Origin of the sequence: Shouchella clausii (assembly GCF_002250115.1) — a bacterium.
Lineage (GTDB): Bacteria > Bacillota > Bacilli > Bacillales > Bacillaceae_D > Shouchella > Shouchella clausii.
This window is the reverse complement of record NZ_CP019985.1, coordinates 3,249,489-3,276,184: the sequence shown is the minus strand read 5'-3', so window position 1 is coordinate 3,276,184 and position 26,696 is coordinate 3,249,489. Positions and strand designations below refer to the sequence as shown.

Annotated in this window: 30 protein-coding genes and 1 tRNA gene; 10 read left to right on the top strand and 21 right to left on the bottom strand. The window is 44.9% G+C overall.

The window, feature by feature from the left end; genetic code table 11:
- Window position 1: 1 nt before the first annotated feature.
- The 4 genes from BC8716_RS15925 to BC8716_RS15910 all read right to left on the bottom strand — a co-directional run bounded on the left by BC8716_RS15925 (window position 2) and on the right by BC8716_RS15910 (window position 4,459).
- Window positions 2-1,279, bottom strand: a complete 1,278-nt coding sequence (locus tag BC8716_RS15925) for a dihydrolipoamide acetyltransferase family protein (protein ID WP_094427262.1) — start codon at window positions 1,277-1,279, stop codon at window positions 2-4.
- Window positions 1,280-1,380: 101 nt separating this feature from the next.
- Window positions 1,381-2,358: an alpha-ketoacid dehydrogenase subunit beta gene (locus BC8716_RS15920; RefSeq protein ID WP_094427260.1), complete on the bottom strand. Its 978-nt coding sequence runs from the start codon at window positions 2,356-2,358 to the stop codon at window positions 1,381-1,383.
- 3 nt (window positions 2,359-2,361) lie between these two features.
- Window positions 2,362-3,498, bottom strand: coding sequence for a pyruvate dehydrogenase (acetyl-transferring) E1 component subunit alpha (pdhA, locus tag BC8716_RS15915; RefSeq protein WP_050748978.1), 1,137 nt, complete (start codon window positions 3,496-3,498; stop codon window positions 2,362-2,364).
- 307 nt (window positions 3,499-3,805) lie between these two features.
- Window positions 3,806-4,459, bottom strand: a complete 654-nt coding sequence (locus tag BC8716_RS15910) for a YkyA family protein (protein ID WP_094427258.1) — start codon at window positions 4,457-4,459, stop codon at window positions 3,806-3,808.
- Between the two features lie 195 nt (window positions 4,460-4,654).
- Between BC8716_RS15910 and BC8716_RS15905 the strand changes: the two genes are divergently transcribed.
- The 4 genes from BC8716_RS15905 to rnjA all read left to right on the top strand — a co-directional run bounded on the left by BC8716_RS15905 (window position 4,655) and on the right by rnjA (window position 7,697).
- Complete coding sequence (locus BC8716_RS15905) at window positions 4,655-4,861, top strand: YjcZ family sporulation protein (protein WP_094427256.1); 207 nt, start codon at window positions 4,655-4,657, stop codon at window positions 4,859-4,861.
- A 98-nt stretch (window positions 4,862-4,959) separates the two neighbouring features.
- On the top strand, window positions 4,960-5,511 hold the full coding sequence (def, locus tag BC8716_RS15900) for a peptide deformylase (protein ID WP_094427254.1): 552 nt from the start codon (window positions 4,960-4,962) through the stop codon (window positions 5,509-5,511).
- A gap of 306 nt (window positions 5,512-5,817) precedes the next feature.
- A complete protein-coding gene (locus tag BC8716_RS15895) occupies window positions 5,818-6,027 on the top strand; it encodes a DNA-dependent RNA polymerase subunit epsilon (protein ID WP_094427252.1) in 210 nt (69 codons plus the stop codon).
- 2 nt (window positions 6,028-6,029) lie between these two features.
- Window positions 6,030-7,697, top strand: a complete 1,668-nt coding sequence (gene rnjA / locus BC8716_RS15890; RefSeq protein ID WP_094427250.1) for a ribonuclease J1 — start codon at window positions 6,030-6,032, stop codon at window positions 7,695-7,697.
- A gap of 53 nt (window positions 7,698-7,750) precedes the next feature.
- On the opposite strand, the gene BC8716_RS15885 is transcribed toward rnjA, so the two are convergent.
- The 3 genes from BC8716_RS15885 to BC8716_RS15875 form a co-directional block, all read right to left on the bottom strand.
- A complete protein-coding gene (locus BC8716_RS15885) occupies window positions 7,751-8,413 on the bottom strand; it encodes a potassium channel family protein (protein WP_094427247.1) in 663 nt (220 codons plus the stop codon).
- Window positions 8,414-8,506: 93 nt separating this feature from the next.
- Entirely contained in the window at window positions 8,507-8,965 is a 459-nt protein-coding gene (locus tag BC8716_RS15880; RefSeq protein ID WP_281256402.1) for a TlpA disulfide reductase family protein, read from the bottom strand.
- A gap of 125 nt (window positions 8,966-9,090) precedes the next feature.
- Window positions 9,091-9,636 carry a peroxiredoxin gene (locus tag BC8716_RS15875; protein WP_011247271.1) on the bottom strand — a complete coding sequence of 182 codons (546 nt, stop codon included), beginning with the start codon at window positions 9,634-9,636 and terminating at the stop codon, window positions 9,091-9,093.
- Between the two features lie 204 nt (window positions 9,637-9,840).
- Here BC8716_RS15875 and BC8716_RS15870 point away from each other — a divergent pair, with 204 nt between their 5' ends.
- The gene (locus BC8716_RS15870; protein WP_094427245.1) at window positions 9,841-10,626 is read left to right on the top strand and encodes a mechanosensitive ion channel family protein; all 786 of its coding nucleotides are present in this window, start codon (window positions 9,841-9,843) and stop codon (window positions 10,624-10,626) included.
- A gap of 30 nt (window positions 10,627-10,656) precedes the next feature.
- On the opposite strand, the gene BC8716_RS15865 is transcribed toward BC8716_RS15870, so the two are convergent.
- From BC8716_RS15865 to BC8716_RS15830, 8 genes are all read right to left on the bottom strand, one after another.
- A complete protein-coding gene (locus BC8716_RS15865) occupies window positions 10,657-10,902 on the bottom strand; it encodes a YkuS family protein (RefSeq protein ID WP_011247273.1) in 246 nt (81 codons plus the stop codon).
- Between the two features lie 63 nt (window positions 10,903-10,965).
- Complete coding sequence (locus tag BC8716_RS15860) at window positions 10,966-12,090, bottom strand: N-acetyldiaminopimelate deacetylase (protein WP_094427244.1); 1,125 nt, start codon at window positions 12,088-12,090, stop codon at window positions 10,966-10,968.
- Window positions 12,087-13,301, bottom strand: coding sequence for an aspartate aminotransferase family protein (locus BC8716_RS15855; protein ID WP_094427241.1), 1,215 nt, complete (start codon window positions 13,299-13,301; stop codon window positions 12,087-12,089). Before BC8716_RS15855 ends, BC8716_RS15860 begins: the two co-directional genes overlap by 4 nt.
- A gap of 63 nt (window positions 13,302-13,364) precedes the next feature.
- Window positions 13,365-14,087 (bottom strand): 2,3,4,5-tetrahydropyridine-2,6-dicarboxylate N-acetyltransferase, encoded by a 723-nt coding sequence (gene dapD / locus BC8716_RS15850; protein ID WP_094427239.1) that lies wholly within the window; start codon window positions 14,085-14,087, stop codon window positions 13,365-13,367.
- A 60-nt stretch (window positions 14,088-14,147) separates the two neighbouring features.
- On the bottom strand, window positions 14,148-15,044 hold the full coding sequence (locus BC8716_RS15845; protein ID WP_094427237.1) for an AEC family transporter: 897 nt from the start codon (window positions 15,042-15,044) through the stop codon (window positions 14,148-14,150).
- Window positions 15,045-15,277: 233 nt separating this feature from the next.
- Window positions 15,278-16,294, bottom strand: a complete 1,017-nt coding sequence (locus BC8716_RS15840; RefSeq protein WP_094427235.1) for an HD-GYP domain-containing protein — start codon at window positions 16,292-16,294, stop codon at window positions 15,278-15,280.
- A gap of 234 nt (window positions 16,295-16,528) precedes the next feature.
- Window positions 16,529-17,629, bottom strand: coding sequence for a mechanosensitive ion channel family protein (locus BC8716_RS15835; RefSeq protein WP_094427232.1), 1,101 nt, complete (start codon window positions 17,627-17,629; stop codon window positions 16,529-16,531).
- A 60-nt stretch (window positions 17,630-17,689) separates the two neighbouring features.
- Window positions 17,690-17,884: a hypothetical protein gene (locus tag BC8716_RS15830; protein ID WP_094427229.1), complete on the bottom strand. Its 195-nt coding sequence runs from the start codon at window positions 17,882-17,884 to the stop codon at window positions 17,690-17,692.
- Between the two features lie 281 nt (window positions 17,885-18,165).
- Between BC8716_RS15830 and BC8716_RS15825 the strand changes: the two genes are divergently transcribed.
- The gene (locus BC8716_RS15825; protein WP_157730469.1) at window positions 18,166-18,741 is read left to right on the top strand and encodes a copper resistance CopC family protein; all 576 of its coding nucleotides are present in this window, start codon (window positions 18,166-18,168) and stop codon (window positions 18,739-18,741) included.
- A gap of 271 nt (window positions 18,742-19,012) precedes the next feature.
- Window positions 19,013-20,089, top strand: coding sequence for a sporulation integral membrane protein YtvI (gene ytvI, locus BC8716_RS15820; RefSeq protein WP_094427224.1), 1,077 nt, complete (start codon window positions 19,013-19,015; stop codon window positions 20,087-20,089).
- Window positions 20,090-20,146: 57 nt separating this feature from the next.
- On the opposite strand, the gene BC8716_RS15815 is transcribed toward ytvI, so the two are convergent.
- On the bottom strand, window positions 20,147-20,788 hold the full coding sequence (locus BC8716_RS15815; RefSeq protein ID WP_094427222.1) for an SDR family oxidoreductase: 642 nt from the start codon (window positions 20,786-20,788) through the stop codon (window positions 20,147-20,149).
- Window positions 20,789-20,864: 76 nt separating this feature from the next.
- Window positions 20,865-22,064 carry a M20/M25/M40 family metallo-hydrolase gene (locus BC8716_RS15810; RefSeq protein ID WP_094427219.1) on the bottom strand — a complete coding sequence of 400 codons (1,200 nt, stop codon included), beginning with the start codon at window positions 22,062-22,064 and terminating at the stop codon, window positions 20,865-20,867.
- A 212-nt stretch (window positions 22,065-22,276) separates the two neighbouring features.
- Here BC8716_RS15810 and BC8716_RS15805 point away from each other — a divergent pair, with 212 nt between their 5' ends.
- Window positions 22,277-23,287, top strand: coding sequence for an NADH:flavin oxidoreductase/NADH oxidase (locus BC8716_RS15805; protein WP_406550703.1), 1,011 nt, complete (start codon window positions 22,277-22,279; stop codon window positions 23,285-23,287).
- 585 nt (window positions 23,288-23,872) lie between these two features.
- Here the strand turns inward: BC8716_RS15805 and BC8716_RS15800 are convergent.
- A tRNA-Val gene (locus BC8716_RS15800) sits at window positions 23,873-23,945 on the bottom strand.
- A gap of 160 nt (window positions 23,946-24,105) precedes the next feature.
- On the opposite strand from BC8716_RS15800, the gene BC8716_RS15795 reads away from it, so the two are divergent.
- Window positions 24,106-24,648 (top strand): GNAT family N-acetyltransferase, encoded by a 543-nt coding sequence (locus tag BC8716_RS15795; protein WP_157730468.1) that lies wholly within the window; start codon window positions 24,106-24,108, stop codon window positions 24,646-24,648.
- A 49-nt stretch (window positions 24,649-24,697) separates the two neighbouring features.
- Here BC8716_RS15795 and copZ read toward each other — a convergent pair whose 3' ends face one another.
- The 3 genes from copZ to BC8716_RS15780 all read right to left on the bottom strand — a co-directional run bounded on the left by copZ (window position 24,698) and on the right by BC8716_RS15780 (window position 25,545).
- Window positions 24,698-24,904, bottom strand: a complete 207-nt coding sequence (gene copZ, locus BC8716_RS15790) for a copper chaperone CopZ (protein ID WP_094427212.1) — start codon at window positions 24,902-24,904, stop codon at window positions 24,698-24,700.
- Window positions 24,905-24,986: 82 nt separating this feature from the next.
- Window positions 24,987-25,286, bottom strand: coding sequence for a metal-sensing transcriptional repressor (locus tag BC8716_RS15785; RefSeq protein ID WP_062749312.1), 300 nt, complete (start codon window positions 25,284-25,286; stop codon window positions 24,987-24,989).
- Window positions 25,287-25,347: 61 nt separating this feature from the next.
- Window positions 25,348-25,545 (bottom strand): hypothetical protein, encoded by a 198-nt coding sequence (locus BC8716_RS15780; RefSeq protein ID WP_094427209.1) that lies wholly within the window; start codon window positions 25,543-25,545, stop codon window positions 25,348-25,350.
- A 126-nt stretch (window positions 25,546-25,671) separates the two neighbouring features.
- Between BC8716_RS15780 and BC8716_RS15775 the strand changes: the two genes are divergently transcribed.
- Entirely contained in the window at window positions 25,672-26,445 is a 774-nt protein-coding gene (locus BC8716_RS15775; protein WP_094427207.1) for a Cof-type HAD-IIB family hydrolase, read from the top strand.
- The last annotated feature ends 251 nt before the right edge of the window (window positions 26,446-26,696 follow it).

The window sequence follows — 26,696 nt, the reverse complement described above, 5'->3', positions numbered from 1 at the left end:
GTTACCCCTCCATTAATAGTAATTGTGGGTCGTTTAGCAAACGCTTGATTTGGTTAAGCGCGCTTTGCGCTGTTACGCCATCAATCAAACGGTGGTCATAGCTGATTGACAGTGCCAACATTGTGCCCACAACAATTTCGCCGTCTTTTACAACAGGCTTTTCTTCAATACGGCCGATGCCTAAAATCATGACTTCTGGGTGGTTAATAATTGGCGTAAACCATTGTCCTCTTGCTGATCCAAGGTTGGAGATCGTTGCCGATCCACCTGACATTTCTGCGCTTGACAGCTTGCCTTCACGGGCTTTTCCAGCCAACTCGTTAATTTCATCAGCAAGTGCAAAAATAGACTTACGGTCAGCATCTTTGACGACAGGAACTACGAGGCCTTGCTCAGTGTCTGCTGCAATTCCGACGTTAAAGTACTTTTTGTAGACGATTTCGCCTGCTTCGTCATCAATTGACGCATTTAAAGCCGGATATTTGCGAAGAGCTGACGTCAAAGCTTTGACGACATATGGAAGATACGTCAGTTTCGTGCCTTGGTCTGCAGCAATTTGTTTGTACTGTTTGCGATGGGCAACAAGGGCTGACACGTCGACTTCGTCAAGATGTGTCACGTGTGGAGCCGTATGTTTTGAGTTCACCATTGCTTTTGCAATCGCTTTGCGGATGCCTTTAAGCGGTACGCGCTCTTCCAACTGCTCGTTTCCGCCGGCTTGTGCCGTAGCTGCTGGTTTTGAGGAAGCAGTCTTTTCTTCTTCTTTTGGAGCTGCCGCTTCTTCCGTTTGCCCGCCTGATGCAAAGGCATCTACATCCTCTTTTAATACGCGGCCATTTTTGCCTGATCCTTTTACTTTAGAAATGGCAATGCCTTTCTCACGGGCATATTTGCGTACAGAAGGCATGGCAATGACGCGTGAACCTTCTTCTTCAGCGCTTTCTTCAGAAGAAGATTGTCCTTTTTCCGGCTCAGAGGCTGCTTGCTTTTCTTCTTTCGGTGCTTCCTCTTTGCTTTCTTCTTCAGCGTCATCATCGCCAGAGCCATCATCAATGACTAAGATGACATCGCCAACATAGCTTGTCGTGCCTTCTTCCACTTTCACTTCAAGAACTTTTCCATCTACTGGAGAAGGAAGTTCAACGACAGATTTGTCATTTTGCACTTCAAGCAAAATGTCATCTTCTTTGACTTCATCCCCTTCTTTTACAAACCACTTCACAATTTCGCCTTCGTGAATTCCTTCACCCACTTCAGGCAGTTTATATTTATAAGCCACGGCTAAAACGCCTCCTTCATTATAACTCTAAATCATCTTCTATAAAAGAAAGAACGATACTGGTTTTTCCCCAGCTTCGTTGCTTTCTTTTCAATCGTTATTTAGAAGTTGATAACTTCTTTTACTTTTTCTACGATCGTCTGGTGGTTTGGCAGCCATGCATCTTCAGCAGCAGCAAATGGATAAACCGTGTCTGGAGCCGTAACTCGAAGCACCGGCGCTTCCAAAGAAAGAATCGCCCGTTCTGTAATTTCAGCGACAATGTGGGAAGCCACTCCTGCTTGTTTTTGCGCTTCTTGGACCACAATAGCGCGGTTTGTTTTTTCAACTGAAGCCACAACTGTTTCCACGTCAAATGGGCTAATTGTCATCAAGTCGATAACTTCTGCTTCAATGCCTTCTTCGGCAAGCTCTTCTGCTGCTTTCAAAGAAGCTTGAACCATCGCTCCATAGGCCACAATCGTGATGTCTTTTCCTTCTCGCTTAATATCGGCTTTGCCAAGTTCAATTGTGTATTCCTCTTCTGGCACTTCTTGGCGGAATGAACGGTAAAGTTTCATATGCTCTAAAAACACGACCGGGTCATTATCGCGGATCGCAGAAATCAACAATCCTTTTGCATCATAAGGGTTCGATGGAATAACAACTTTTACTCCTGGCGTTTGCGCCATTAAACCTTCAAGAGAATCAGAGTGCATTTCTGGCGTTTTTACGCCACCGCCGAATGGAGAACGTACGGTAATCGGCATCGTTTGTTTTCCGCCAGTGCGGTAACGCCAGCGTGACATTTGCCCAGCAATTGAGTCAAACACTTCAAATACAAAGCCAAAAAATTGGATTTCCATTACCGGCCGATGCTCTGTCAGGGCAAGGCCAATTGCCAGGCCGCCGATTCCAGACTCGGCAAGCGGCGTATCAAATACTCGGTCTTCGCCAAATTCTTTTTGCAAACCTTCTGTTACCCGGAAAACACCGCCATTTTGGCCAACGTCTTCCCCGAATATGAGAACATCTTCGTTCGTTTTTAATTCATTAGCAAGCGCGTTCGTGATCGCTTGAGCCATTGTCCAGTTACCCATAAGTTACTTCGACTCCTTTGCCGTATACTCTTCCAATTGTTCACGAATGTTTACAGGAGGGTTTTCAAACATAAAGCCAAGCAAGTCGGTTACTTTTTGTTTAGGCGTTTTGTCCGCTTCTTTCACCGCAGCTTTAATTTCTTCTTTTGCTTGTTCAACCACTTCATTTTCTTTTTCTTCACTCCACAAGTTTTTGCTTTCTAAAAACTTACGGAAGCGAATAAGTGGGTCTTTCTTGCCCCATTCGTCTTCTTCTTCAGAAGTACGGTAGCGAGTCGGGTCGTCACCAGAAGTAGAATGAGCACCATAACGATACGTGAGCGTTTCAATCAATGTCGGCCCCTCGCCAGCAAGCGCACGTTTGCGCGCATCGCTCGTTGCTTTGTAAACGGCAAGAACGTCCATGCCATCAACTTGGATGCCTTCGATTCCAGCGGCAACGGCTTTTTGCGCAATTGTTTTTGCTGCTGATTGTTTTTCCACTGGAACGGAAATGGCAAAACGGTTATTTTGGACAACAAAAACAGCAGGAACATTGTAGGCACCAGCAAAGTTCATGCCTTCATAAAAGTCCCCTTGTGAAGATCCGCCATCGCCTGTATACGTAATGACAATGTTGTCTTTTTTCTTCCGTTTTAGCCCTAGAGCAACCCCTGCTGTTTGTACAATTTGCGCGCCGATAATGATTTGCGGCACAGCAATGTTTAGGCCATCAGGAAATTGGCCGCCATGGAAGTGGCCGCGAGACCATAGAAATGCTTGATAGAGAGGCAAGCCATGGAAAACAATTTGCGGAATATCCCGGTAGCCAGGCAAAATCCAATCGTCTTTTTCAAGGGCAAATTGGGAGCCAAGCATAGACGCTTCCTGACCGCCCATTGGTGCATAGAAGCCTAAGCGGCCTTGGCGGTTTAAAGAAACGGCCCTTTGGTCCCAAATGCGCGTATACACCATACGGCGCATTAACTCTTGTAATTGCTCATCGCTTAAGTCAGGCATTGCTGACTCATTCACGATTTCGCCTTCCTCATTCAAGATCTGGAAGGTTTCAAATTGTTCTTCGACTTGCTCAATTGTTTTCGTACTCAATTTGTCCACCAATCCTTTCGTTAGTAAGCGGTAATTGTTCTTTATATCCATGACCTAATGCATCCATAAAATCCCCATTAGCATGCCCAAACCTAAAAGATACATTACCGCGGCTGGCCCCTTTTAAACAAGCCATTGACTACGGGGGCTGAGCATTCGTTCAACTGTTACAAAAAAAATTGCTTATCAGTAGTACAACTCACCTTATGACATAAGTCTACATGAAAAGGAAACAATGCGTCAATCCTTTTGCTTGCTTTCTTTATTTCTCCCTAAAACAAATGATTAATTAGTAAGAAAATGAAACTGTGTTATACAATATCGAGACGGTGAACTAATACAGATACAAGACGTGCGCTTATTCAAAGCGCACGTCTAAATCTGACGCTTCGTAAAATGCTTGTTTTGCGTCGTTGTATGTATTTGTATGTTCATTAAATAAGTCCGTCGCCTCTTGGAACTCCTCATATTTGGCATTCGTTTCCTCTACTTGGTTTGTTAACGTCTCGACATCAAGGTCTTCTGTTTTTAACAAATTGTAAAGTTGTTCGTCTAAGTCAAGCGTCTCCGCATACACTTCATGCAGTTTTTGATAACTTTCATAGCGGGCTTCCATTGCTTCTTTGAGTGTTTGTCCCAAATCAGCAAGCGGTTCCTCTTCCAAAGCAGCGAATGCCTCATTTGCCGCTGAAAATTCTTCGTACCCTTCTTCAATGCTTTGTTTCTCGTTTGCAGACAGTTCTCGTCTTGTTTCGATGGACTTAATCGCCTCATCAGCGAGCGAAACGATTTCTTCGAACTGTTCCATGTCCAGTTCCATTATTTGATTATATAAATCAGCCTCATGTTCCTCGGCCTGAACAAGCGGTTTTTGCTGCACTTCAAACCCTTCTTTTTCAATTTGCGCAGCATTTTCTAAATGGTCATAAATGGTTTCTGTTGCATTTTCGCCACAGGCAGTCAGCAATAAAATCGATCCTACGCCGATTGTCGCAAGTTTTGTCTTCGACACATTTTCTCCTCCTTCGACGGTTTAAGCTTTTTTCGCCCCAAATACCACATTATCGGACATGGTCAAATTTGGCAAGATGCTTCAACTATTTTCTGCAAAACTGGGCGAATATCCAATCGTTTATTAGGTGGAGGCATATGATGTGTATTGAATCGCCTAACATATTTGCGATGACGAAAAAGGAGGAATTTTTATATGGGTTACGGATATGGTGGTTACGGCTACGGCCCTGGTTGTGAATCTTATGGGTATGGCGGCTATGGTTATGGCTGCGGCGGCTACGGTGGCGGCAAAGGCTTTGCCTTAATCGTCGTTCTGTTCATTCTCTTGATCATTGTCGGCGCATCTTGGTTTGGTTACGGCGGCGAAGAAGTCGGCCCTGGCCCTGGACCTTGCAAATAAGATAGACACGCGAGCAGCCTATTGTCTGCTCGCTTTTTCTACTTGCGCCTGCCACTGAATATCCTTAAACTATATAGAGAAAATAAGGAGTGGTACATATGATTACGATGGACGACATTGTTCGCGAAGGCAATCCAATTTTACGTAAAGTCGCTAAGCCGGTCGAATTGCCATTAACAGATGAAGATAAGAAAACACTGGTCGACATGCTCGAGTTTATTAAAAACAGCCAAGACCCTGAAGTCGCCGAAAAATACGGGCTCCGTCCGGGCGTAGGCTTAGCTGCGCCACAAATCGGCATTTCTAAACGGCTATTTGCTATCCATGCCACAGATGAAAACGGCAACCTCTACAGCATGGGAATCGCCAACCCAAAAGTCGTTAGCCATTCAGTTGAAACGAATGAACTTGAAAATGGCGAAGGCTGCCTCTCAGTTGACCGTGACGTTCCCGGCCTTGTGCCTCGGCGTGCCCGTTTAACGATCACTGGAGTCGACCATGAAGGCAACGACGTGCGTATGCGCTTGCGGGGATATATTGCTATTGTTTTCCAACATGAGTTAGATCATTTAGACGGCATTATGTTTTACGACCGAATTGAGGGACTCGAAGACCCTTTCAAAAAACCATTGCCTGGATTTGCGCTTTAACAGCTGCCAACAATTCCCTCGATTCTTCAATGCCTACGTGCATACACTACATGTACAAGGGCATTGAAAAGGAGTGGAACGGGATGTTACGAAAATGGCGGAAAAAACTAGTCAAAGGTTGCCGAAACCTCCTGCCGAAATCATTATTGCTTGACGTTTAATGGATGTCAAACTTGGAAAAACTAAGAAAGCCAGCCTTTCAATCAGGTTGGCTTTTCGTCATTGCAGCAGGGAATAAAGGAAACCATTCAAATATAAGCGAACTTCTATTATAATGGAAGGACTACATTTAAAGGAGAGGTAAGAATGATTTTTAAAGTTTACTATCAAGAAGACGCCGCACAGATGCCTGTACGGGAACGGACAAAGTCATTGTACATAGAAGGCGAAAGTGAAGCAGACGTCCGCCTTAAGTTGGCCAAGCAAAACTTCAACATTGAATACGTAACAGCTGTAACTGGTGCATATTTAGAATATGAGCAGACAAACAGCGACTTTAAGGTCGTGAACATCTAACCATGAAACAAGTAAAAAACAACCAAACAGCCGTTTTCGCTTTAGGCGGCTTAGGCGAAATAGGCAAAAATACGTACGGTGTTCAGTTCCAAGACGAAATTATTCTTATTGATGCTGGAATTATGTTTCCTCAAGACGAGCTTCTTGGCATCGATTATGTCATTCCCGACTATACGTACTTAATCAAAAATCGGGATAAAATCAAAGGCTTGTTTATTACCCATGGCCATGAAGACCATATCGGCGGAATTCCTTATTTGTTGCGGGAAATCAACATTGATGTCTATGGCGGCAAGCTTGCACTTGGCCTCTTAAAAGGAAAACTCGAAGAACACGGCTTGCTACGCAGCGCTAAGCTTCACGAGATTTCAGAAGACCAAGTTGTCAAATTCACGAAAACATCGGTATCGTTTTTCAGGACAACCCATAGCATTCCTGACTCATACGGTGTTGTTGTCAAAACGCCGCCAGGAAACATTGTCCATACAGGCGATTTTAAATTTGATTTCACTCCTGTTGGCGAACCGGCAAATTTAACGAAAATGGCGAAAATCGGCGATGAAGGCGTACTTTGCTTGCTGTCTGACAGCACCAATAGCGAAATTCCGACTTTTACAATGTCCGAACGAAAAGTAGGCGAAAGCATCAACAACGTTTTCCAAAAAGTCGATGGGCGCATTATTTTTGCCACGTTCGCTTCGAATATTCATCGCTTGCAACAAGTGATCCAGGCAGCAGTCGACTATGGCCGCAAAGTATGTGTATTTGGTCGCAGCATGGAATCGGCGATTACCATTGGTCAAGAGCTTGGCTACATCAATGCGCCTAAACATACGTTCATCGAGCACTCACAGTTAAACAAACTTCCTGATAACAAAGTAACGATTCTTTGTACAGGAAGCCAAGGTGAACCGATGGCAGCCCTATCACGGATAGCTTTTGGAACGCATCGCCAAATTCAAATTATTCCAGGGGATACGGTTGTGTTTTCTTCTTCGCCAATTCCAGGAAACACGCTTAGCGTTGGAAAGATCATTAACCAATTATACCGGGTTGGCGCAAATGTCATCCATGGCCCACTTAGTGATATCCATACATCGGGCCACGGCGGGCAGGAAGAACAGAAACTAATGTTGCGGCTTATGAAACCGCAATACTTTTTGCCAATCCACGGCGAATATCGGATGCTGCGCACTCATAACCGCCTCGCTCAAGACTGTGGCGTCAAAGAAGAAAACTGTTTTATTATGGATAACGGCGATGTCCTCGCGCTCCATCCTAATGAAGCAGGTGTCGTCGGAAAAATTCCGTCTGGCTCTGTCTATGTGGATGGGAATGGCATCGGCGATATTGGCAATATCGTGCTTCGTGACCGCCGAATTCTTTCAGAGGAAGGCTTAGTCATTGTTGTCGTTAGCTTAGATATGAAGGAATTCAAAGTCACAGCTGGGCCAGATATCATTTCCCGCGGTTTTGTATACATGAGAGAATCAGGCGATTTGATTCATGAAGCGCAAAAAATGCTTGCTAAACATTTAAACAGCGTCATGGAAAAGAAAACGTCTCAGTGGTCTGAAATTAAAAACGAAATGACCGAGCTTCTCGGACCATTTTTGTACGAGCGTACGAAACGCAAACCGATGATTTTGCCGATTATCATGGAAGTATAACAACAAGCCTGCTGACAATGAAAGACATTGTCGGCAGGCTTGTTTAATAGGCATTAATTAGCAATAAAGTCTTTTTCAAATGCATAAATGGCTTTTTTCGGCCCGAGCAAAACAAGTATATCCTCTGCTTGAATACCTTCATTGGCCTGAGGAGCAGCCATCAACCTCCCTTGCCTGCGGATAGCAATAATCGTACAGCCGTAAAGCGCGCGTATGTTAAGGTCTTGTATCGTCCGCCCTATAAGTGACGGCGTCGCGACTGCTTCAATAATCGTATCCTGGGATGATAGCTCGATGTAGTCGACAATGTTGTCGGATAAAAGATGATGGGCGAGCCGCGCTCCCATTTCACGTTCAGGATGAAGGACGCGGTGGGCGCCAATTTTTTTCAACACTTTTTCGTGATGATCGGTTTCCGCTTTTACACAAATGTGTTTAACGCCCATTTCGCTTAACAATAACGTCGCCAAAATGCTCGCTTCAATGTCATTGCCAATCGCGACGACAACATGCTCATACAACGGGATGTCTAGTTCCCTTAATACTTGTTCGTCCGTAGCATTGGCGATCACCACTTGTGTGGCAATGTCACGAAATTCGTCTGCCTTAGTGCGGTCGCTATCTATGGCCAGTACATCAGCGCCTTGCTCCACTAACTCTTTTGTGACACTTCCTCCGAAACGCCCTAAGCCGATAATCGCAAACTGTTTTTTCATAATGGCCCTCCGCTGCTCAATCGTAACTTGACTGTACCAAACAATTGGCCAATAAGCAAAGACGCCCCTCCTTAAAAAGAGGCGCGTCTTTGCTTATTTTTCTTCTTTAATGCCGAGTACTCGGTTAACACGTTTGGTCAGCATTTTCATACCGCCGCCCCCTGCTTGAAAGTGGCGCAGCTGCCCATCTTTATCGAACACATAGTAAGCCGGCACATATTCATTTTCAAAAGCATCTGTCAGCTTATGTTCATTATCGACAAAGATTGGTTGCGTGATCCCATGCTCATCGGCAACTTGTTTGATCTCATCAATGTTTAAGTCTTTTTCAGACCGCGGCATATGGACAGCAATGACATTTAGCTCGTCTTTGTATTGGTCACGAAATTCATTGACATTTGGCATTGCCTCTTTACACAAGCCACAGCTAATGGACCAAAAGTGGATGAGCGTTGGTTTGTCGCCAATTAAATCCCCTTTCGCTACCTCTCCATTCAGCCATTCTGTCGCGCCTGTCAATTCTGGCATTTCCGACCGTAGTTTCAAAGCCATCTCGTTTCCCTCCTGTATAAAAAAGCGCACGCGCTCGAAAATAGCGGCAACACTCTGTCAAACCGCCTTATTCTTTTTCGAAAAACAAAGGCCTAACAACACGCTAGGCCCTTGCCATTATTCCATTAAAGCGTAGCTTGTCCAGGCTTCCAGTTTGCTGGGCAAAGTCCGCCAGTTTGTAACGCTTGTAGCACACGCAACGTTTCATCAACGTCACGGCCAATGTTGTTGTGGTTCACTACAGAATACATCAATTCACCTTCTGGGCTAATGATGAACAACCCGCGTAGCGCCACACCTTCATCTTCAATTAACACACCATATTCTCTAGAAATAGCATGGTTTGTGTCAGCAGCAAGTGGATAAGCCAAGTCGCCTAGTCCATTGTCGTCACGTGACGTATTAATCCATGCTTTGTGTGTGTGGATCGTGTCTGTAGAAACACCGATTACTTCCGCATCCAAGTCTTCAAATTCGTCGTAGCGGTCACTCAACGCTGTAATTTCAGTCGGACAAACGAACGTGAAATCCATTGGATAAAAGAACAACACCGTCCATTTGTCATTTTTCATATTTTCTTCTAGGCTTACTTTACCAAATTCTTTGTTTGGCAACACCGCGTCCATTTCAAAACGTGGCGCTTGTTTGCCAACCATACGTTTTTCAGTCATAAGTCTAACTCCTCCTTTGCAAATCCAATACAATCATTATTATAACGGGCTTGCTTTTTGGAGTCAATGTTAATTGAGAATGAATTTAATCTAGAAACATAAATCTTCACATTCCTGCCTTACTTACATAGCGGTCTTTGAAAGATTTGTCGATTTATGCTATTCTCAACAAAGCAATGATATTGAGGAAGGAGTGGGTCATCAGTGAACAGTACCATTAACGAATGGCTTTCCCATCCGCTAGTGCAAATCGTTTGGAAAATCGCGCTTGTGGTCGTCATCTTTTTCATTGTCCGCGCCTTAGGCCGCAAACTGATTGCCCGGGCATTTAACCGTCCTCAGACAATCCGCGCTTCACAAGCTCGACTGAATACGTTAAAAAGCCTGACTCAAAATGTATTTTCTTATGTGTTGTTGTTTATTGTAGCAATGACGGTCTTAGAAATACTCGGTTTCAATTTAGGGCCGATTTTAGCTGGTGCAGGTGTTGTAGGGCTTGCCGTTGCTTTCGGCGCACAAGGACTTGTAAGCGATGTGGTGACTGGCTTTTTCTTATTGTTAGAACGTCAGCTTGAAGTCGGCGATTATGTGAGTGCCGGCGGCGTTGAAGGGATTGTCGAGGAACTCGGCTTCCGCACGACGTTAATTCGCGGTTTTGACGGTACGCTCCATTACGTGCCAAACCGCAACATTGCCAATGTCGACAACCATTCCCGCGGCAATATGCGTGCCCTCGTCGACATTTCCATCCCAGCTGGGCAAAAAATAGACGAATCGCTAGCAATGGTAAAAGAGGCACTAGAAGGCTTTAGCCATCCGGCTATTGTATCTGGCCCTGAAGTGTTAGGCGTCGAAAGCGACGATTTAGCGACGACGACAATCCGTGTGATTGCCAAAACGGAAAATATGGAGCAATGGGCAGTGGAACGTGAAATCCGCCAAGCGATCCGGCAACGATACGATGCCCTTTCACAATCGGAAAACAACTAAAAAAATACCAGCAAAAAGCTGGTATTTTTTTTAATGTTGAGTCACAATTTCGTCGACACGTTGGCCGATTTCTTCTGCACTTAAGCCTTCTGCGTGGATAATGCTCATTTGTCCAGGAACACTGATGCCGGCAACATCGGCATTTCTTCCAGAAACAATGCAGCATTCACAGTCTTGCCCATCTTGTTCATTTTCAATTTGTACAACTTCATAGCCTTTGGACTGAAGCTCTTGCTGTACATCTGACAAATTCGATTGTACCCCTATTTTAGCCATATGGCACCCCCTCGTTCATTTCCACATTAGTATGCGCTGCAAACGAAGGTTTTATACCATGCTTTAGCGGGGCTTTTTTGCGCTTAAAAAGGCGACCATATGCTCGATGGCAATACCAATTGCTTCCTCTCTTGGTTGCAGGCGGCTATCATGCAAGCCGTACTGGCTATCAACGCCAAGCCAAAACATGACGCCAGGGTATCGTTTTAAAAAGTAGCCAAAATCCTCCCCTGTCATTGCTTCTTCTGCCTCTACAAACGTAATGCCTTTTCTTGTTTTCGAAAAAGCGGCAAACGCTTCTGCCAATTCCGGATCATTGTAGACTTCGCAGTAATTGGCGCCGTAATCAATCGCAATCTTGCACGCAAAACTTGCCTCTATACCAGCAGCAATCGCTTCAAGCCTGGTTTTGACCGCTTCCATTGATGCCATCGACAGCGTCCGGATCGTCCCTTCTAACCGGGCCGTTGCAGCAATGACATTCTGTTTCGTGCCGCCTGCTATTACGCCGAGTGTTACGACTGCTGAATCAAGAGGATCAATGTTGCGCGCGACTACCGTTTGCGCTTGTGTAACAAAATGGGCACAAGCAACCACCATATCATTCGCTGTATGAGGATAAGCGGCATGCCCGCCTTTGCCCTGAAAATCAATAAAAAGCTCAGATGTATTCGCAAACAATAGCCCCGGTTTTGTGGCGATTGACCCGACAGCAAGGTTCGGGTCAATATGGAGGGCATAAATTTCATCAGGCTGCCAAGCACCTAGTACATTTGCCTCTATAATCGGTTTTGCTCCTCCTGGCCCTTCTTCTGCCGGTTGAAAAATAAACAGCAAATGGCATTCTGGTTCGTGGCTGGCAAAATGGTCTAGCAAGCCAAGGGCAATCGTCATATGGAAGTCATGCCCACAGGCATGCATCGCTCCTTCATGCTTAGAGGCAAATGAATAGCCTGTTTCCTCTGTAATAGGAAGCCCGTCCATATCGGCTCTATAGGCAATCGTATAATCTTTTCTGCCTTCGACCCGGACGAACACGGCTGTTTTCCACGTTTTGATTTGCAGTCGTGTTTGTTCCATGTTCGAAATGGTGTCTAAAAGGAGTTGCTGTGTTTTAAATTCTTTAAAGCCGAGTTCAGGAATTTGATGAAAAGCACGGCGTATGTGAATGAGATCGGTCATCTTCATGTTGCCACCACTCCGTCAATTTGCACCAATGCGTTGCGAAAGTGGCCAGCAAACGTGTCGACTTCGGCTTTAGTAAGCGTAAGCGGCGGAAGCAAACGAACGATCGTTTGTTGGGTGACGTCAATGAGCACGCCTTGTTCCATCATCATTTGTTGAAGTTTTTTCGTGTTTTCCGCCGTTAATTTTGTCGGCAAGCCAATCATCATCCCTTTGCCGCGTAACGCTTCTAAAATGCTTGGAAATTCCTGTTGCAACTTTGTTAATGTATCATGCAAGTAGGCTGCTGTTTGTTGGCTGTCGGCGAGGATGCCTTGTTGCTGGAGAACACGGAGCACGGCAAGGCCGAGTGCACAGCTTAATGGCGAAGGAGCAAACGTCGTCCCATGGTCACCAGGGGCAAACAACCCGCTCCAATCCTGCTTGACAATGATGCCACCAAGCGGCAGCCCTCCGCCTACTCCTTTTGCAAAAAGGACGACGTCAGGGCTTAAGTCGGCGTGCATGTAGGCAAACAACTTGCCTGTACGCCCCATGCCTGTTTGGATTTCGTCCATGCAAAATAACACATTCTCCTGTTTACATAAAGCCTGTGCTTCTTGCAAAAATGAATGGGATAATGGGATGACTCCCCCTGAGCCAAGCACCGGTTCCATAAGCAGCGCAGCAGGCTTGTTCTTTTTGATGACTGCTTGCAACTCATCGACATTTTCCCTCTCCACTTCATAGACAGGCAAATCATGTTTCGGAAAGTCTTGGTAGACGCCTTTTTGCCGTGTTAGTTTTAACGCGCCTAACGTTCGGCCGTGAAAACTATTTTTTAAAACGACAATGCCTCGTTTCGCTGTCTTTTGTTGTGCGATGCTCCATTTATGGATCAACTTAACAGCTGCCTCTGTCGCTTCAGCGCCGGAATTCGCAAAAAACACTTTGCCGCCAAGCGTAGCCTCACTTAGTTGTTCGGCAAGCTCAACCGCCGGTTTGTTTACATACAAGTTGGAAATATGCAGAAATTTTTGGCCTTGTTCTTGAAGGGCTTTTACTACTTCAGGGTGAGAGTGGCCAATTACATTGACAGCAAGACCTGTAATTAAATCTAAATAGGATTTGCCGTTCTCATCGATTAAATAATTGCCTTCTCCCCGGTCTATAACAAGGGGCAACCGCCCATACGTTCCCATAATCGCCGCTTTATCCCGCGCAATCCAGTCCACTACCAATCCACTCCTTTTTTATGAAAACAGCTTTGCCTAAAGGGCAAAGCTGCACACGATACGTTATTGGTCTTCATTTAAACGGCGAAGCTCCAGCTTTATTTCCGTTTTGCCTTTTGTTTTCTCATCAATTTCTTTAATCACGCGTGCTGGCGTCCCAGCAACGACTGTGTTGGCAGGAACGTCTTCTGTTACAATCGCACCAGCTGCTACCACAGCGCCGGCGCCTACACGGACGCCTTCTAAAATGACGGCATTTGCGCCGATGACAACGCCGTCTTCAATGATGACAGGAGAAGCAGATGGTGGCTCGATGACACCGGCCAACACGGCACCAGCGCCTACATGACAATTTTTCCCGACAGTCGCGCGGCCGCCAAGGACAGCATTCATGTCAATCATTGTGCCTTCGCCAATGACAGCGCCAATATTAATGCTTGCCCCCATCATAATAACGGCACCTTTTCCAATTTCCACTTGGTCGCGGATAATGGCGCCTGGTTCAATTCGTGCTTCTACCCCTTTTAAATCGAGGAGCGGAATCGCCGAATAGCGGCGGTCATTTTCGACAACAGTATCTTCAATCAACGCAGCATTTTCGTTAAGGACAGCTTCAATCTTGCTCCATTCGCCAAAGACCACGCCCGTGTTGCCATTCACAAATGACTGCACGCCTTCGCCAAAGGAAAGGTTGTCAAGTTGACCCTTTATGTAAACTTTTACAGGAGTTTTCTTTTCAGATTTAGAAATAAACTCAATAATTTCGTTTGCATCCATCATTTTCATGTATGTAGCCTCCTTTGTTCTGTCATTATGATAAAGTGTCACGCTTAAAATTGCAATGGACTAGCTTAAAATCGCTAGAAAGAACGTCAGTGAAAACAAGCTGACAAGTGTGGTGACGAGCGTAATCGAGGAAACAAGCTTTGGTTCTGAATCAAACTGGACCGCATACATCACGATTGTGGCCGCGCTTGGCATTGCCGCCGATATAATCAACACTTTGCTAAGGATATCGCTAATAGGCAAAAAGGATACGATCACAAACGCAACAATAGGGGAAATCGCCATCCGTATGATCGTCGCAACGGTCAGCTTTTCCCACGCAAATCCACGCAGTGGGATCATTGCTAGTTGCATCCCTAAAATTAACATTACCGTCGGAATGGCCGCCTCCGCGACGATATCAATAGGTTGAAAAAGGTTTGGCGGGAGTGCGACGCCACCTACATTTAATCCGAGCGCTAGGACCGTTGCGTACGTTGCTGGCATTTTCAAAACCGCTAATACGGCCCCTTTCATAGCGGCTTTGCCTCTGGCTGCGTAATAAACGCCGAAAATATTCATGATAATCGATTGCAACACCATAAACGAAACAGCGAGGTCAAAGGCACCCTCGCCATAAGCAAATAAAATAATCGGCGTTCCGTAATTTCCCACATTCATAAAGGAAGTTGCTAAGATCATCCCGCTTTCTTCGCTGAGACTTAGTTTGCGCAGTTTTGCATACCCTTTTGTAATAACAATTAACGACGCTAGCAGGAGAAGGGCAAACAAGGCCATATAGGCATATTGGGCGTCAAGATCGCCAGTGTAAAAAGTACGAAAAACAAGGCACGGCGTCATAATATAAATCGCTACAGTTGACACTGAACGTATGTCGAGCATAAATGCCCGCTGCAACAAAAAACCAGCCGCAAAAATAGAACATACGGGCAATACAACTTGCAAAAAAATCCCCATTAAAACACCTTCCTTAAAAACAAAAAACGAACGAAAACGTCCGTTTCAGACTGTAGGCAAACACGGGCATAGATCGCCATTTGCCTCGCTCTTATGCTTTAGAACAGTTGTTCCACACGCAAGAAAACGTATTGCCCGTATACACGTTTCTTCGCATCTCCCCTCGCCATAAGCGCTCAGTCTGAGTGTGTTGCCAACGTTGTTAGCAACACACTCGAACGAACACGTTTCGTTTAAGAAATAATTTCCTCAATAAACACCGTATTCTCTTGTGCCAAATCAATCGTTTGCACAGTGATTTGCTGTCCACCGTTATTCGTATGCAAAATATGAATAACAGGGCGTTGTGGCAAACCGCTATTTTGGCTTACAATAATGCCGTGCAAGCCGTTGGACAACACGACTTGGCTTCCAGTCGGATAAAGGGCCACACTCCGCAAAAAGTCATTCATAAACACATGGCTAAAACGTTTATTCGTAAAAGCCAACATAAATTCGCATGCTTCTCCAGGCTCCATCAATGCTTCTCCGTCACGACGGTGCGTCAAATGGTCAAATGCGTTGGCAATCGCCACAATTTGCGCAAATTCATGGACAGCCGAAGCAGCCACTTTGCGGGGATGGCCTGTTTGCGAAAAGTCCTCATGGTGGCATAAGGCCACATGGGCGACAACTTTCCCGAACTCAGCTACCGTTTTCAAAAAGTTGTATCCTCTCCACGTATGGTCTGACCCATGCAAAACGCCAGGCTCGTCATAGGATGCAGGCAGCACTTTTCCGATATCATGAAGCAGGGCAGAAATCGCCAGTTGCTCGAGCTTTTTATCTGAATACCCGTGCCGGGCGCCGATTGTAGTCGAAATAAGGCCAACCATAAGCGAGTGGGCATAAAGGGAATCGCTTCCGTTCCGAATAAACTGAAGAAATTCCTGTGCCTTGGCGGTTTCCACTACTTTTTCCATCACCGCTAACACACGCTCTTTCCACTCCTCTTCCCCATTGCCAATAAAACGCAGGGAATCTTCAAAAATAGAATCGATTTGCGTTTTAGGAGACGCTTCTTCCTCCTCAGGATCACTTTCCTCTGGAAGATCAAGGGGCACTAAATGGACACCAAATTTTCGCAATCTTGCAATATGGTTAGCTGTTAAAGAAGCCCCTTTACTTAACAGAACCTGGCCGTCCATGGAAAATATCTCTTTCCCAAGGGATGCGCCAGGCAAAACATCTTCAATGTTGACATACTTCATACAAAGATACACCTGGCATCGCAGCCAGGCCCCTCCTCTTTTTCAGATTACGTCACGAATGATTGCCTTTTCATTATAACGAACTCTCGTCACGAAAGAAAGAGAAAACGCTAAAACGCCCTTTGGCAAAGGAATCTAGCTAAAAACCTTGCTGTTAGGCAAGGTTTCAGCTGTAGACGAACGCTCGCATCCTTTATTGTTCCCCTTGGCTCCAAGCGTTCTCTATCCGTTCGGCTAAGATGATTCGCCAGCTTTTTGGAACTGTTCATCGTCTTGTTGGTCCAACACAACAATTGGCTTTAAGACGGATATTCCTTCGTCCCTTAAAATATCGAGAATATCGTAGTTAATTTCCTGTTTAATCTCATGCCATTCAGACCAAGCGACCGTTTTCGTAAAGTAATACACAAAAATGTTATAGCTTGATTCACCAAATTCATCAAAATAAACCATGACTGTATCTTGGACAACGCCAGGATGGTTAAGAATCAGTTCGCGAATCTGCTCAACTGCTCTTTGCAACTCGAATCTTGTTGCTTCTTGTCCGACGCCTATCGAATAGTTTACACGCCGCATATTCATTTCCGACCAGTTCGTAATTGCTTCGTTAGACAACGTTTTGTTTGGGACAATCACAACCGCATCCGCAAATGTGCGGATTTTCGTGCTGCGAAACGTGATGTCTTCTACAACACCCTCAACAGATGGCGTAGAAATCCAATCCCCTTTTTTAAAAGGTTTTTCCATAATAATAACAACACCGCCGAACAAATTGGCAACCGTTTCTTGGGCAGCTAACGCAAATGCTAATCCACCAAGACCTAGGCCAGCGATAAATCCGTTTACGTTCACGCCCATCGCTGACAAGCAAGCAACGATTGTCAAAGCAATCACTACGAAACGAAGAATGTTTGAAATAAAAGGAATGAGCATATGGTCGTCTCTTAAATGCAATTTTTGTTTGGCAAACGCCATAAACGTCCCATGAGTGGAAACATAATTATAGAGCCCCCAGCCGCCAAGCACAATCAACACACTGCCATAAATTCGGTTCAATAAAAGCTGTTCTTTCATATCAATGCCCCATGATTTTAAAGCAACGTAGGTGCCGATCACGATAAAAAAAACACGCAACGGCCGCTCAAACGAAAGGAGCAGCTGCGTTAAAAGAGGCACATTGGTTTTTTTAGCAGTCGCTAAAATGACTTTAAACAAATACTTCGTGAATAGTTTGCGAAACACGAGAAAAATAAGAAATATCCCGATTGCTGTGAGCAGGTTCATCCACGGAAACTCAATCAAATAGTCGGTTATGTTCTTCCAGATGGTGTTCATGGCAAAAACCTCTCTTAACAAAATGTACGGCTTCATTTTAACATGATCTAGTGGACGAGGCTATTGCAAGAGTTGCCGTAGCAACTTCCCAATGTGCGAGCTAGTCACTAGCCCATCGCTGTCCAGCGGGTAAAACTCATTTGAAAATTCTTCGTTGCGAGGCACCGCCTGTCGTTGGATTGCCTCCTTTCGGCTTGCCCACTTGACAGTCAAATAGAAAGACACAACCGCTGCAACCACCCAATGCCGTTTCACAGACATGTCCCCTTTCCGATCCAGATGGAATTAGCTTGCGCGTAAAAACAACCGTTTATGTGAACAGGAGATTGGCGGCTGACAGAAGCACAGTCCCTTATGAACGGGTGAAAATTTGTCTATACTATTTATCAAGCAGCATGACTAGCCTCGTTTGTATACAAGATGTTGTTCCCATTCACATTGTGAACAATTTATAAACAACGGCTAATTTCATTAAGTGCTCACAATTTCTTGTTATACTAGCATCGCACTTAAAGATGAATGGAGGATATTCTTACATGTTTTTTAAACGGTTAAGTCTTGCAATTTTTCTGTTGTTGCCATTGTTTGCTTTTCCACTCACAGCCGGGGCGCACTCCCATTTTCAATCATCAACGCCTGGTGAAAACGAAGAAGTCAATGAACCTGTTACGGAAATCCACGTTACTTTCGATGGCGGGATTGGCACAGCGGATATGACGATCACAAACACCGACACAGATGAAGAGGCAGCGATCGAGTCGATTGATGTAGACAACACATCGATGACAGCGATATTACAGGAACCTCTAAGCAATGGGGCATACACAGTCGAGTGGCAAAACATTGGCGACGACGGCCATTCTTTGGATGGATCTTTTTCGTTTCAAGTAAATGCAGAGGAAGAAACAACTCCTGAAGATGAAAGTACAGCGGAAGAAAATGCCGCAAACGAAAACGAAGTGAAGCAAGATCGTGACCACGAAGCAAGTGGACCAGAAGAAGAAGAAACGAACACAGCTGGCACGTCTGTGCTTTGGCTTTCTATCATTATTGCTGGCCTTTTTATTGTAGCGCTCGTCATTTTTACCGTTTCACGCAAACGCAAATCATAAAAATGCCTCAGACTGATAGAAAACGCTTGCCAAACAACGAAATATGGGAGCATTTGTCTACAGTCTGAGCCCTTTCAAAAGGGCTTTTGTGCTAACGAAACAGCCAAAAAAATTTTCTGCGTGATTCCAGTGCTTTTCGTTTTTAGATTGGACGGTTTAAGCTATAATGGAAAGGGGCACCTTTGTCCGGCATCATTCTTTTTTAAAAAGGATGTTCTCATATCTAGGAACACTTTCCATTTGTTTTGTATGCGTAGGAGGTTTTCAATAGTTGAACCGTTCACTCATGAAGAAAATCTTTTTGATTGTAATCATTGCAGCCGCTGGATTATTTGTCTACTTTAATCTTTCAGCGTTTATGCCGATTTTGCTGGCGCTGCTGACAGCGATGGTGTTTGAGCCATTTGTCAAGTTTGTACAGAGGAAAATGAAACAAGAAAAACGGCTCTTGCCGGTGACGATTGTGTTTTTGGGCTTTTTGTTTGTCAGTGGTGCTCTTTTATACATAACGGTTCGCTATTTAATTGAATCTATTTATGGTTGGACATTACAGCTGCCCCAATATGCATTTGAAATCCAGCAGTTCGCTGACAAGCTAATTAGTGACTTCACGGATACGTTGGACCGTATTCCTCAAGGAGCGGCCATTGTCGCAGAACTGCAACGCCTTTCTGAGACAGCTGTTGATGCCGTGCTGGGGTTTACAGCCACAGTCATTACAACGATTGCAGCGTGGCTCCAATCGATCCCTAACTTGCTGTTTGTTACTCTTGTATACATCATCACCCTTTTCTTATTTAGCCTTGATTTGCCGCGTTTGCTCAGCAACACGTTCAATTTATTTAAAGACGAAACGTCACAAAAACTACAATTCGTTTTTCGACGAATGGGCAAAGTGTTTTTAGGCTATTGGAAAGCGCAATTTATTTTAAGCATCGGCGTCTTCCTAGCCTGTTATATCAGCTTATTATTTATTGCTCCCAGCTCTGCCTTGATTATGTCGATTTTGATTTGGGTAGTCGACATTATTCCATTGTATGTCGGGCCTGCCCTTATTCTAGTACCATGGGGCTTGGTCGCTATCATACTTGGGAATACGGCAATGGGCATTCAATTGATGGTGCTCGCCCTCGTGCTGTTGATTTTGCGCCGGATCATCGAACCAAAAGTTTTAGGTGACTCAATTGGTTTAAATGCATTGCCAACCGTGCTGTCAATGTACTTTGGTTTTGTATTCTTCGGTGTCATGGGATTGATTTTAGGGCCTTTTGTTTACATTGCCGTCCGTTCGGCAATAGAAGCAGGTTTGTTCCGCTTAAATGCCCAAGAGGAAACATCAGCAAAATGAGAGAATGGATAAGACAAGAGGCTCCAGCGCAATGCTCGCTGGAGCCTCTTTTTCGTTTTATAGAGAAGAAAGAGCAGCTTCAATGTCTTCTTCCCCGCTAACCAAATCGAACGACTTGCCGATCGTATTATCCATATCTAACACGGCAAGGATTGCATTCGCGACGTCTTCACGAGGAATGTCACCACGCTGTAATTCTGCCGCGACTTTGATTTTCTGCTTTCCCCTTTCATTCGTTAAACCGCCTGGACGAATAATCGTATAATCAAGCCCACTGGCTCTTAGCCATTCATCCGCATAATACTTAGCAGCGCTATAATAAGGGGCAGAGGCCATCCATTTCTCACGGCGGTGAACGCCAATCGCGCTGACAATCACAAAACGGCTTACGCCTGCTTGCTTTGCAGCTTCCATTGATTTAATCGCGCCATCCAAATCAATCATCATCGTTTTATCTGCGCCTGTGTGCCCGCCAGAACCTGCAGTAAAAACAATTGCATCACAGCCTTTTGCCGCTTCGGCCAACTCGTTAATTGGCCCTTCAAGATTCGCCAGCACAGCGTCTACTCCTGCCTGTTGAAACGATTCCAACTGTTCTTTTGAACGTACCATCGCCCGTGCTTCATGAGGCGATTGTTCAATCTTTTCGACAAGCTGTTTGCCAATTTGTCCATTTGCACCGATTATAAGTACTTTCATTTGCCATAACCCCCTTTCGTTTTCTGTTTATCTATACCCTTTCCGAACAGCTTACAAAACTAAGCGAACATCCCTTTTAACTTTCCGTTGCTTGAGCAAGCCCTAACACAACAAGCCATACGCGTTGCGGCCCTAAATAACTGTTTACCGGTTTGTACCATTCATTAAGCGAGTGATAACCGCCGCCCTCTCCGCCACCTCCAAGGGTAAGGGCAGGGATACCTTTGCTAATAGGATAATTGGCATCTGTGCTACTTGGCGGTGCTAACCCTGGAGTCAGACCGAGAGCTTCTGTTGCCAAAACAGCCATTTCCACAATTTCAGAGTCAGCTGATTGAACGCCAACAGGACGATCGCCGACTTTTTTCGTAGATAAACGAATTTTTTGATCGCCTTCTCCTTCTTGCGAACAGGCCGTTTCGCATAACAAGAGTGCTTTTTCAGCAATGCTGTCCAATTCAGCGCGGCCATTGGAACGGAGATCCAATTTAATCGTACACGTTTCAGCAATAGCTGTTGGAATCGTTCCCCCTTCCACCACACCAACATTAAACGTTGTTTTTGGCGTTTCCTGCACATCCAACGAAGCAATCGCTGCAATCGCCCGGCCAGCTGCGTGAACAGCGCTCGGCGTGCCAAAATGCTGGAAGCTATGGCCCCCCGTCCCAGAAAACGTTACTTCATAGCGGAAACTGCCAGTGCCTTGGTAAATGATTTCTTCAGGAGAAACCGAATCAATCGAAATAAAACTGGCTATATTAGCATTTCCATCAATAAATGCTTTTACACCACGCAAATCGCCAGGCCCTTCTTCGCCAACTGTAGCTAGAAAAACAATCGGCGCCTCCGTGTGAATACCTGTATGTTGGAAAGCACGAATAACGGACAGCAATGCCGCCAAGCCCCGGGCATCATCGGTTATGCCTGGCCCATAATAGACACCGTCCCTTTCCTTTACGGTGACATCCGTCTCTTCTGAAAAGACCGAGTCTAAATGGGCAGACACCACTATCGCCGGCACGTCTTTTTTTCCAGGCCTAAGCCCATAGACATTGCCTTCTTCATCTTGCTTTACCTTTGTTAAACCAAGCTTCTTAAACTGTTCTTGCACATACTTGGCCCGCTTTTCCTCTTGAAACGGCGGAGCAGGAATTTCAGCGATCGCAATTTGTTCATGCAACGTTTGCCTGTCATCGTTTTTTAAAAAAGCCAACCCTTCTTGAACAAGTGGTTCAGCCGTCAGCTTTGAAAACTGCTTATGTAATTCCTTCTGCAAAACGCTCCTCCTCCTATTCGCCAAAAAGCACGATTCTAACCGCAGCAGGTCGCTCCACTAGCCTCGCCCTTTAGCAAAAATAGCTTCTATATATTCTAGTTAACCTTACGGAAACGACCCCTTGCAAGCATTTTGCTTGAATTGCGGGCAACATCTCTTTACGATAAGCCTGAACAAACTAAAAAATGGGAGGGGTTCTTTTGCCAAACTTAATGGACAGCTTTCAACTGAAGGAGCTTACGTTGAAAAACCGTGTCGTCATGTCGCCTATGTGCCAATATTCGGCTACAGGCAAAGATGGAATGCCGACTGACTGGCATTTGCACCATTACACAAGCAGAGCAATTGGCGGCGTTGGCCTGATTATCGTAGAAATGACCAATGTCGAGCCGAATGGGCGGATTAGCGATTACTGCCTTGGCCTTTGGTCAGACGCCCATCGCGATGCGTTTAAGCAGATTGTCGATGCAGCTCACCAATATGGTGCCAAAATCGCCATTCAAATCGCCCATGCTGGCAGAAAAGCGGAAGACGCACCTGAACCCGTTGCGCCATCGGCCCAGGCATTTGACGAAACATACAAAACCCCTCGAGCGCTGTCAGAGAACGAGATCGCTGAGATGGTACAAATGTTTAAGGAAGCGGCCCGCCGAGCAGTAGAAGCGGGATTTGATGCGATTGAACTCCATGGCGCCCATGGCTATTTAATCCATCAATTCCTTTCACCATATACGAACACACGAACAGACCGTTACGGTAAAGACCGCACGCTCTTCGCCAAAGAAGTCATTCGCGCGGTCAAAAGCGTCATCCCCGACAGCATGCCTTTATTGATGCGTATTTCAGCAACCGAATATGTCGATGGCGGCTACGATATAGAAGAAGCCATCCGCTTCTCACAGATTTTAAAAGACGAAGGAGTCGACGTGTTCGACGTCAGCTCTGGCGGCGAAGGGCCAATCGGCTCTAGAGGGCTGCCAGGAAGCCACGCAGGTTACCAAACGCCGCTGGCAAAACAGATCAAACAGGCACTATCTGTCCCTGTAATCGCCGTCGGCCGCCTTGAAAACCCTATTTTAGCCAATGCCGTGATCGGCAATGAAGAAGCCGATCTCGTCGCCGTTGGCCGCGGCCTGTTAGCCAACCCATACTGGGCTCTTGGCGCCGCGTCCGAATTAAAGCTTGCTGTTGATGCTCCTACTCAGTATAAGGCTGGGTTTTAGGTAAAGAGAAGCATGCGTTAACGCCCCTGAAAGTCGTTTCGGGGGCTTTATGGTTAAATTAGTGTGGCTTATGCCAATCGTTTCTTTTGATATCCTCTAAACTCGTAATTATAGGCTCTTCTTATGGAATATAATAAATAGGTGATAAAGTTGGATGCTATAAGCACCGGATTTCAATTACTTCTAGTTATTGGTATAGTAGGGGTTTTCTTTTATCTAGTACGTTTATTTGTCGCATAATATTTTGAAGAATTTTGTCAAAATTTATTTAAAAAATTAACTCTATTAGTCAAAAAGATATTTAATAAAAGCAAATAGAGCATTCTTTGTTTAGCTCAAGTTTAAAATCAGAACGAAAAAAGCCACCCCTAAGGGTGGCGAGAGCTGTTTGTGGAGGTTATCGCACATTAGTATGGTGTGTTTGAAGAATTTGATTGAAACAATGAAACTTCCATAATATATTCAAAGCCTCAGTTAAACGAGTAAAATAGTACATCCCCACTTTTGTCTCCAATAAGACTTTTTGAGGTTACTTTCGGTTCATAACAAAAAGAAAAACCCTTATCACATAAGGGTTTCAACAGATGACCCGTACTGGGCTCGAACCAGTGACCTCTACCCTGTCAAGGTAGCGCTCTCCCAACTGAGCTAACGGATCCAATCAGTATGTATAAGCAATGCATCTCTTGGACATTTATAACTATAACCGATTTTTTCATAGAAGTCAACTGTTAAATTACTTGCCGAAGAGCGTGCAAGTAGGTGTCGTTCATGCTAAAATATGAAAAAAAGCATAAAGAGAGAGATGGTGACCACTGGTGGACAGTGAAAGTCGTTTTGAAACCCCTCGCTTGGTTTTGCGTAAACTTTTAGAAGGTGATGCAGAAGCGTTGTTTCCTTATTGGTCTGACGTGCGCGTGACAAGGTATATGAAAATTGACACACTCCGGACGATTGATGAAGCGCGTTCGCTGATCCGCACAATTTTAAAAGAAATGGCAGAAGGAAAAGCTTCGCGATACGTAATCAAACTAAAGGACACAGATGACATTATTGGCACATGCGGGTTTGAAACCTTTCAAACAGAACACCATAGTGCAAAAATCAGCTATGAACTTGGGAAACCTTATTGGGGCAAAGGCTATGCTTCAGAAGCGTTGCGTTGTATTTTGGCAGATGGCTTTCGGACACACCGTCTTCACCGAGTCGAGGCTTATATCGAACCGGACAATGACCGTTCCATTCATGCTTTACATAAACTTGGTTTCATGCAGGAAGGCAGGTTGCGCGGAGCGTTATATAAAAGCAACCGATACGTCGACCAACTCGTCTTTTCTCTCCTTCGGGAGGAAATGGAGTAAAAAACGAACCGCAGCGGACAAGCTGCGGTTTTTTCTCGCCTTCAGGAGCCTAATTGACTTCGTACCCCTGGTCTTCGATTTCTGCCTTGATTTTGTCTTCAGCAACCGCTGTTTCATCGTAGGAAACGGCTACTTCATTTTTGTCGAGAGATACATTGACTTCTTTTACGCCGTTTAGTTCGCCAACCGCTGTTTGAATCGCTGTTACACAATGGTTGCACGACATTCCTGACACAGAAAGGGTTATTGATGCCATCCTACTCACTCCTTTTCGTTGTTCTATTTAGCATAACACAATACCCCCGTTAGGTATATAGGGTGCACAAAAAATCAGCTGCTTATTTTGAAAAGCGGCTGATGATATCCATTAATTCTGAAATGGCTTCGTCGCCGTCGCCCTTTTTTATTGCGTCTGCCACGCAATGTTTTGAATGGTCTTCAAGCATATGCATGCTTACTTTTTTAAGTGCGGCTTGGATTGCCGAAAGTTGCACAAGGACATCGACGCAATAACGGTCTTCTTCAATCATCTTTTGGACGCCGCGCACTTGGCCTTCAATCCGCTTTAAGCGGTTTTGCAATTTTGCTTTATCTGTTGTATGGCGATGTCTCGTCCGCTCTGTGACTTGCTCTTCCAACCTTTTCACCTCATACCCGTTTTCTTGTTAGTATACATGCCTTGAGGGCAGAAGTAAAAAGTTATCGATCCGTCTGCTCATCAATTTCAATCGTTTCGATCCGCTTTACCGTATTTATATTTACATACGTTCCTTGGATATTAACCCATCCTGTTTGTTGCTTTGTCCACTCGCTAATTTTTAAATTGGGGTTTTCTTCAAAGCGCCACTCATCCATCGTCCCGTCAATAAAACTGAGCACGACTTTATATGCTGGCATACGAATCACTCCTTTTATTATCATCTTACCCGCCAGCAGTGCCTATTAATCCCCTGTATCGCATTTGACAGGCAAAATCGAGTAATGTATTGTTTTCATTGACAGAGTGAAGGAGGAATCGATCGGATGGAGAGAGCAACTATTTTTTTTGATATTGACGGTACGTTGCTAGATGAAGAGAAGCGCCTGCCGCAATCAACAAAACAAGCGATAGCTGCTTTAAAAGAGAAAGGACATGAAGTGGCCATTGCCACAGGGCGCGCTCCTTACTTTTTTAAGGAATTGCGCGAAGAACTAGAGATCGATTCATATATTTGCTTTAATGGCCAATACGTCGTCTTTAAAGGGGAATTAATTTACGAAAACACGCTTGATATGGACGCATTTACCGAGATGGAGCGTTATGCGTCTTCGCAGGAGCATCCTCTTGTGTTTATGGGTTCAAAAACGTTTACCTCTAACCGTGAAGACCACCCTTATGTAATTAAAAGCATCAAGACATTAAAAATTGACTTGCCCCAATACAATCCTGATTTATACAACGAGCAACCGCTCCACCAAGCGTTGCTCTTTTGTGAGGAAGGCGAAGAAAAAGACTATGAAACTCGCTTTCCAGCGCTTCGCTTCGTCCGCTGGCATCCACTGTCTGTAGATGTGCTGCCTCGCGAAGGTTCAAAAGCAAATGGGATTGCCAAATTTATTAAGCGTGCAAACATAAACTTGGCCAATGTTTATGCTTTCGGCGACCAATTAAATGATCTCGAAATGCTTTCATTTGTCGAGCATGGAGTAGCGATGGGCAATGCGCCTGAAAAAGTGAAAGCACAAGCCCGCTACGTAACAAAGCCTGTGCATGAAAATGGCATTGATTATGGCTTAAAAATGGTTGGATTACTTTAAATAGGCTAGCCCATTCCCTGTTTGGAACGGGCTTTTTCTGTTTTGGCTGTTGCGCCGGTTTGCAAAAATAAAAAAACACATCGACTGATGTGTTTTTTAAAGACGCGCCTAGCAGGATTCGAACCCACAACGCGAGAACCGGAATCTGCATTTTGGCCACCATCGAACGTTAAAATAGCCCAAACCATTGTCAATCTTGTGCCTCGAAGCTCTTATTTTGGATAATTAAAATTACAATAACACAAGATTCA

Excerpts from the sequence above, each read along its gene's own strand:
- BC8716_RS15885 (WP_094427247.1), bottom strand. The coding sequence starts at position 8,413 with ATGAAAAAACAGTTTGCGATTATCGGCTTAGGGCGTTTCGGAGGAAGT.
- pdhA (WP_050748978.1), bottom strand. The coding sequence starts at position 3,498 with ATGGATATAAAGAACAATTACCGCTTACTAACGAAAGGATTGGTGGAC.
- BC8716_RS15895 (WP_094427252.1), top strand. The coding sequence starts at position 5,818 with ATGATTTTTAAAGTTTACTATCAAGAAGACGCCGCACAGATGCCTGTA.
- BC8716_RS15860 (WP_094427244.1), bottom strand. The coding sequence starts at position 12,090 with ATGAAGATGACCGATCTCATTCACATACGCCGTGCTTTTCATCAAATT.
- dapD (WP_094427239.1), bottom strand. The coding sequence starts at position 14,087 with ATGAAAATGATGGATGCAAACGAAATTATTGAGTTTATTTCTAAATCT.
- BC8716_RS15825 (WP_157730469.1), top strand. The coding sequence starts at position 18,166 with ATGTTTTTTAAACGGTTAAGTCTTGCAATTTTTCTGTTGTTGCCATTG.
- BC8716_RS15775 (WP_094427207.1), top strand. The coding sequence starts at position 25,672 with ATGGAGAGAGCAACTATTTTTTTTGATATTGACGGTACGTTGCTAGAT.
- BC8716_RS15875 (WP_011247271.1), bottom strand. The coding sequence starts at position 9,636 with ATGACTGAAAAACGTATGGTTGGCAAACAAGCGCCACGTTTTGAAATG.
- BC8716_RS15905 (WP_094427256.1), top strand. The coding sequence starts at position 4,655 with ATGGGTTACGGATATGGTGGTTACGGCTACGGCCCTGGTTGTGAATCT.
- BC8716_RS15815 (WP_094427222.1), bottom strand. The coding sequence starts at position 20,788 with ATGAAAGTACTTATAATCGGTGCAAATGGACAAATTGGCAAACAGCTT.
- def (WP_094427254.1), top strand. The coding sequence starts at position 4,960 with ATGATTACGATGGACGACATTGTTCGCGAAGGCAATCCAATTTTACGT.
- BC8716_RS15780 (WP_094427209.1), bottom strand. The coding sequence starts at position 25,545 with ATGCCAGCATATAAAGTCGTGCTCAGTTTTATTGACGGGACGATGGAT.
- BC8716_RS15845 (WP_094427237.1), bottom strand. The coding sequence starts at position 15,044 with ATGGGGATTTTTTTGCAAGTTGTATTGCCCGTATGTTCTATTTTTGCG.
- copZ (WP_094427212.1), bottom strand. The coding sequence starts at position 24,904 with ATGGCATCAATAACCCTTTCTGTGTCAGGAATGTCGTGCAACCATTGT.
- BC8716_RS15920 (WP_094427260.1), bottom strand. The coding sequence starts at position 2,358 with ATGGGTAACTGGACAATGGCTCAAGCGATCACGAACGCGCTTGCTAAT.
- BC8716_RS15880 (WP_281256402.1), bottom strand. The coding sequence starts at position 8,965 with ATGGCTTTGAAACTACGGTCGGAAATGCCAGAATTGACAGGCGCGACA.
- BC8716_RS15835 (WP_094427232.1), bottom strand. The coding sequence starts at position 17,629 with ATGAACACCATCTGGAAGAACATAACCGACTATTTGATTGAGTTTCCG.
- rnjA (WP_094427250.1), top strand. The coding sequence starts at position 6,030 with ATGAAACAAGTAAAAAACAACCAAACAGCCGTTTTCGCTTTAGGCGGC.
- BC8716_RS15805 (WP_406550703.1), top strand. The coding sequence starts at position 22,277 with ATGGACAGCTTTCAACTGAAGGAGCTTACGTTGAAAAACCGTGTCGTC.
- BC8716_RS15840 (WP_094427235.1), bottom strand. The coding sequence starts at position 16,294 with ATGAAGTATGTCAACATTGAAGATGTTTTGCCTGGCGCATCCCTTGGG.
- BC8716_RS15865 (WP_011247273.1), bottom strand. The coding sequence starts at position 10,902 with ATGGCTAAAATAGGGGTACAATCGAATTTGTCAGATGTACAGCAAGAG.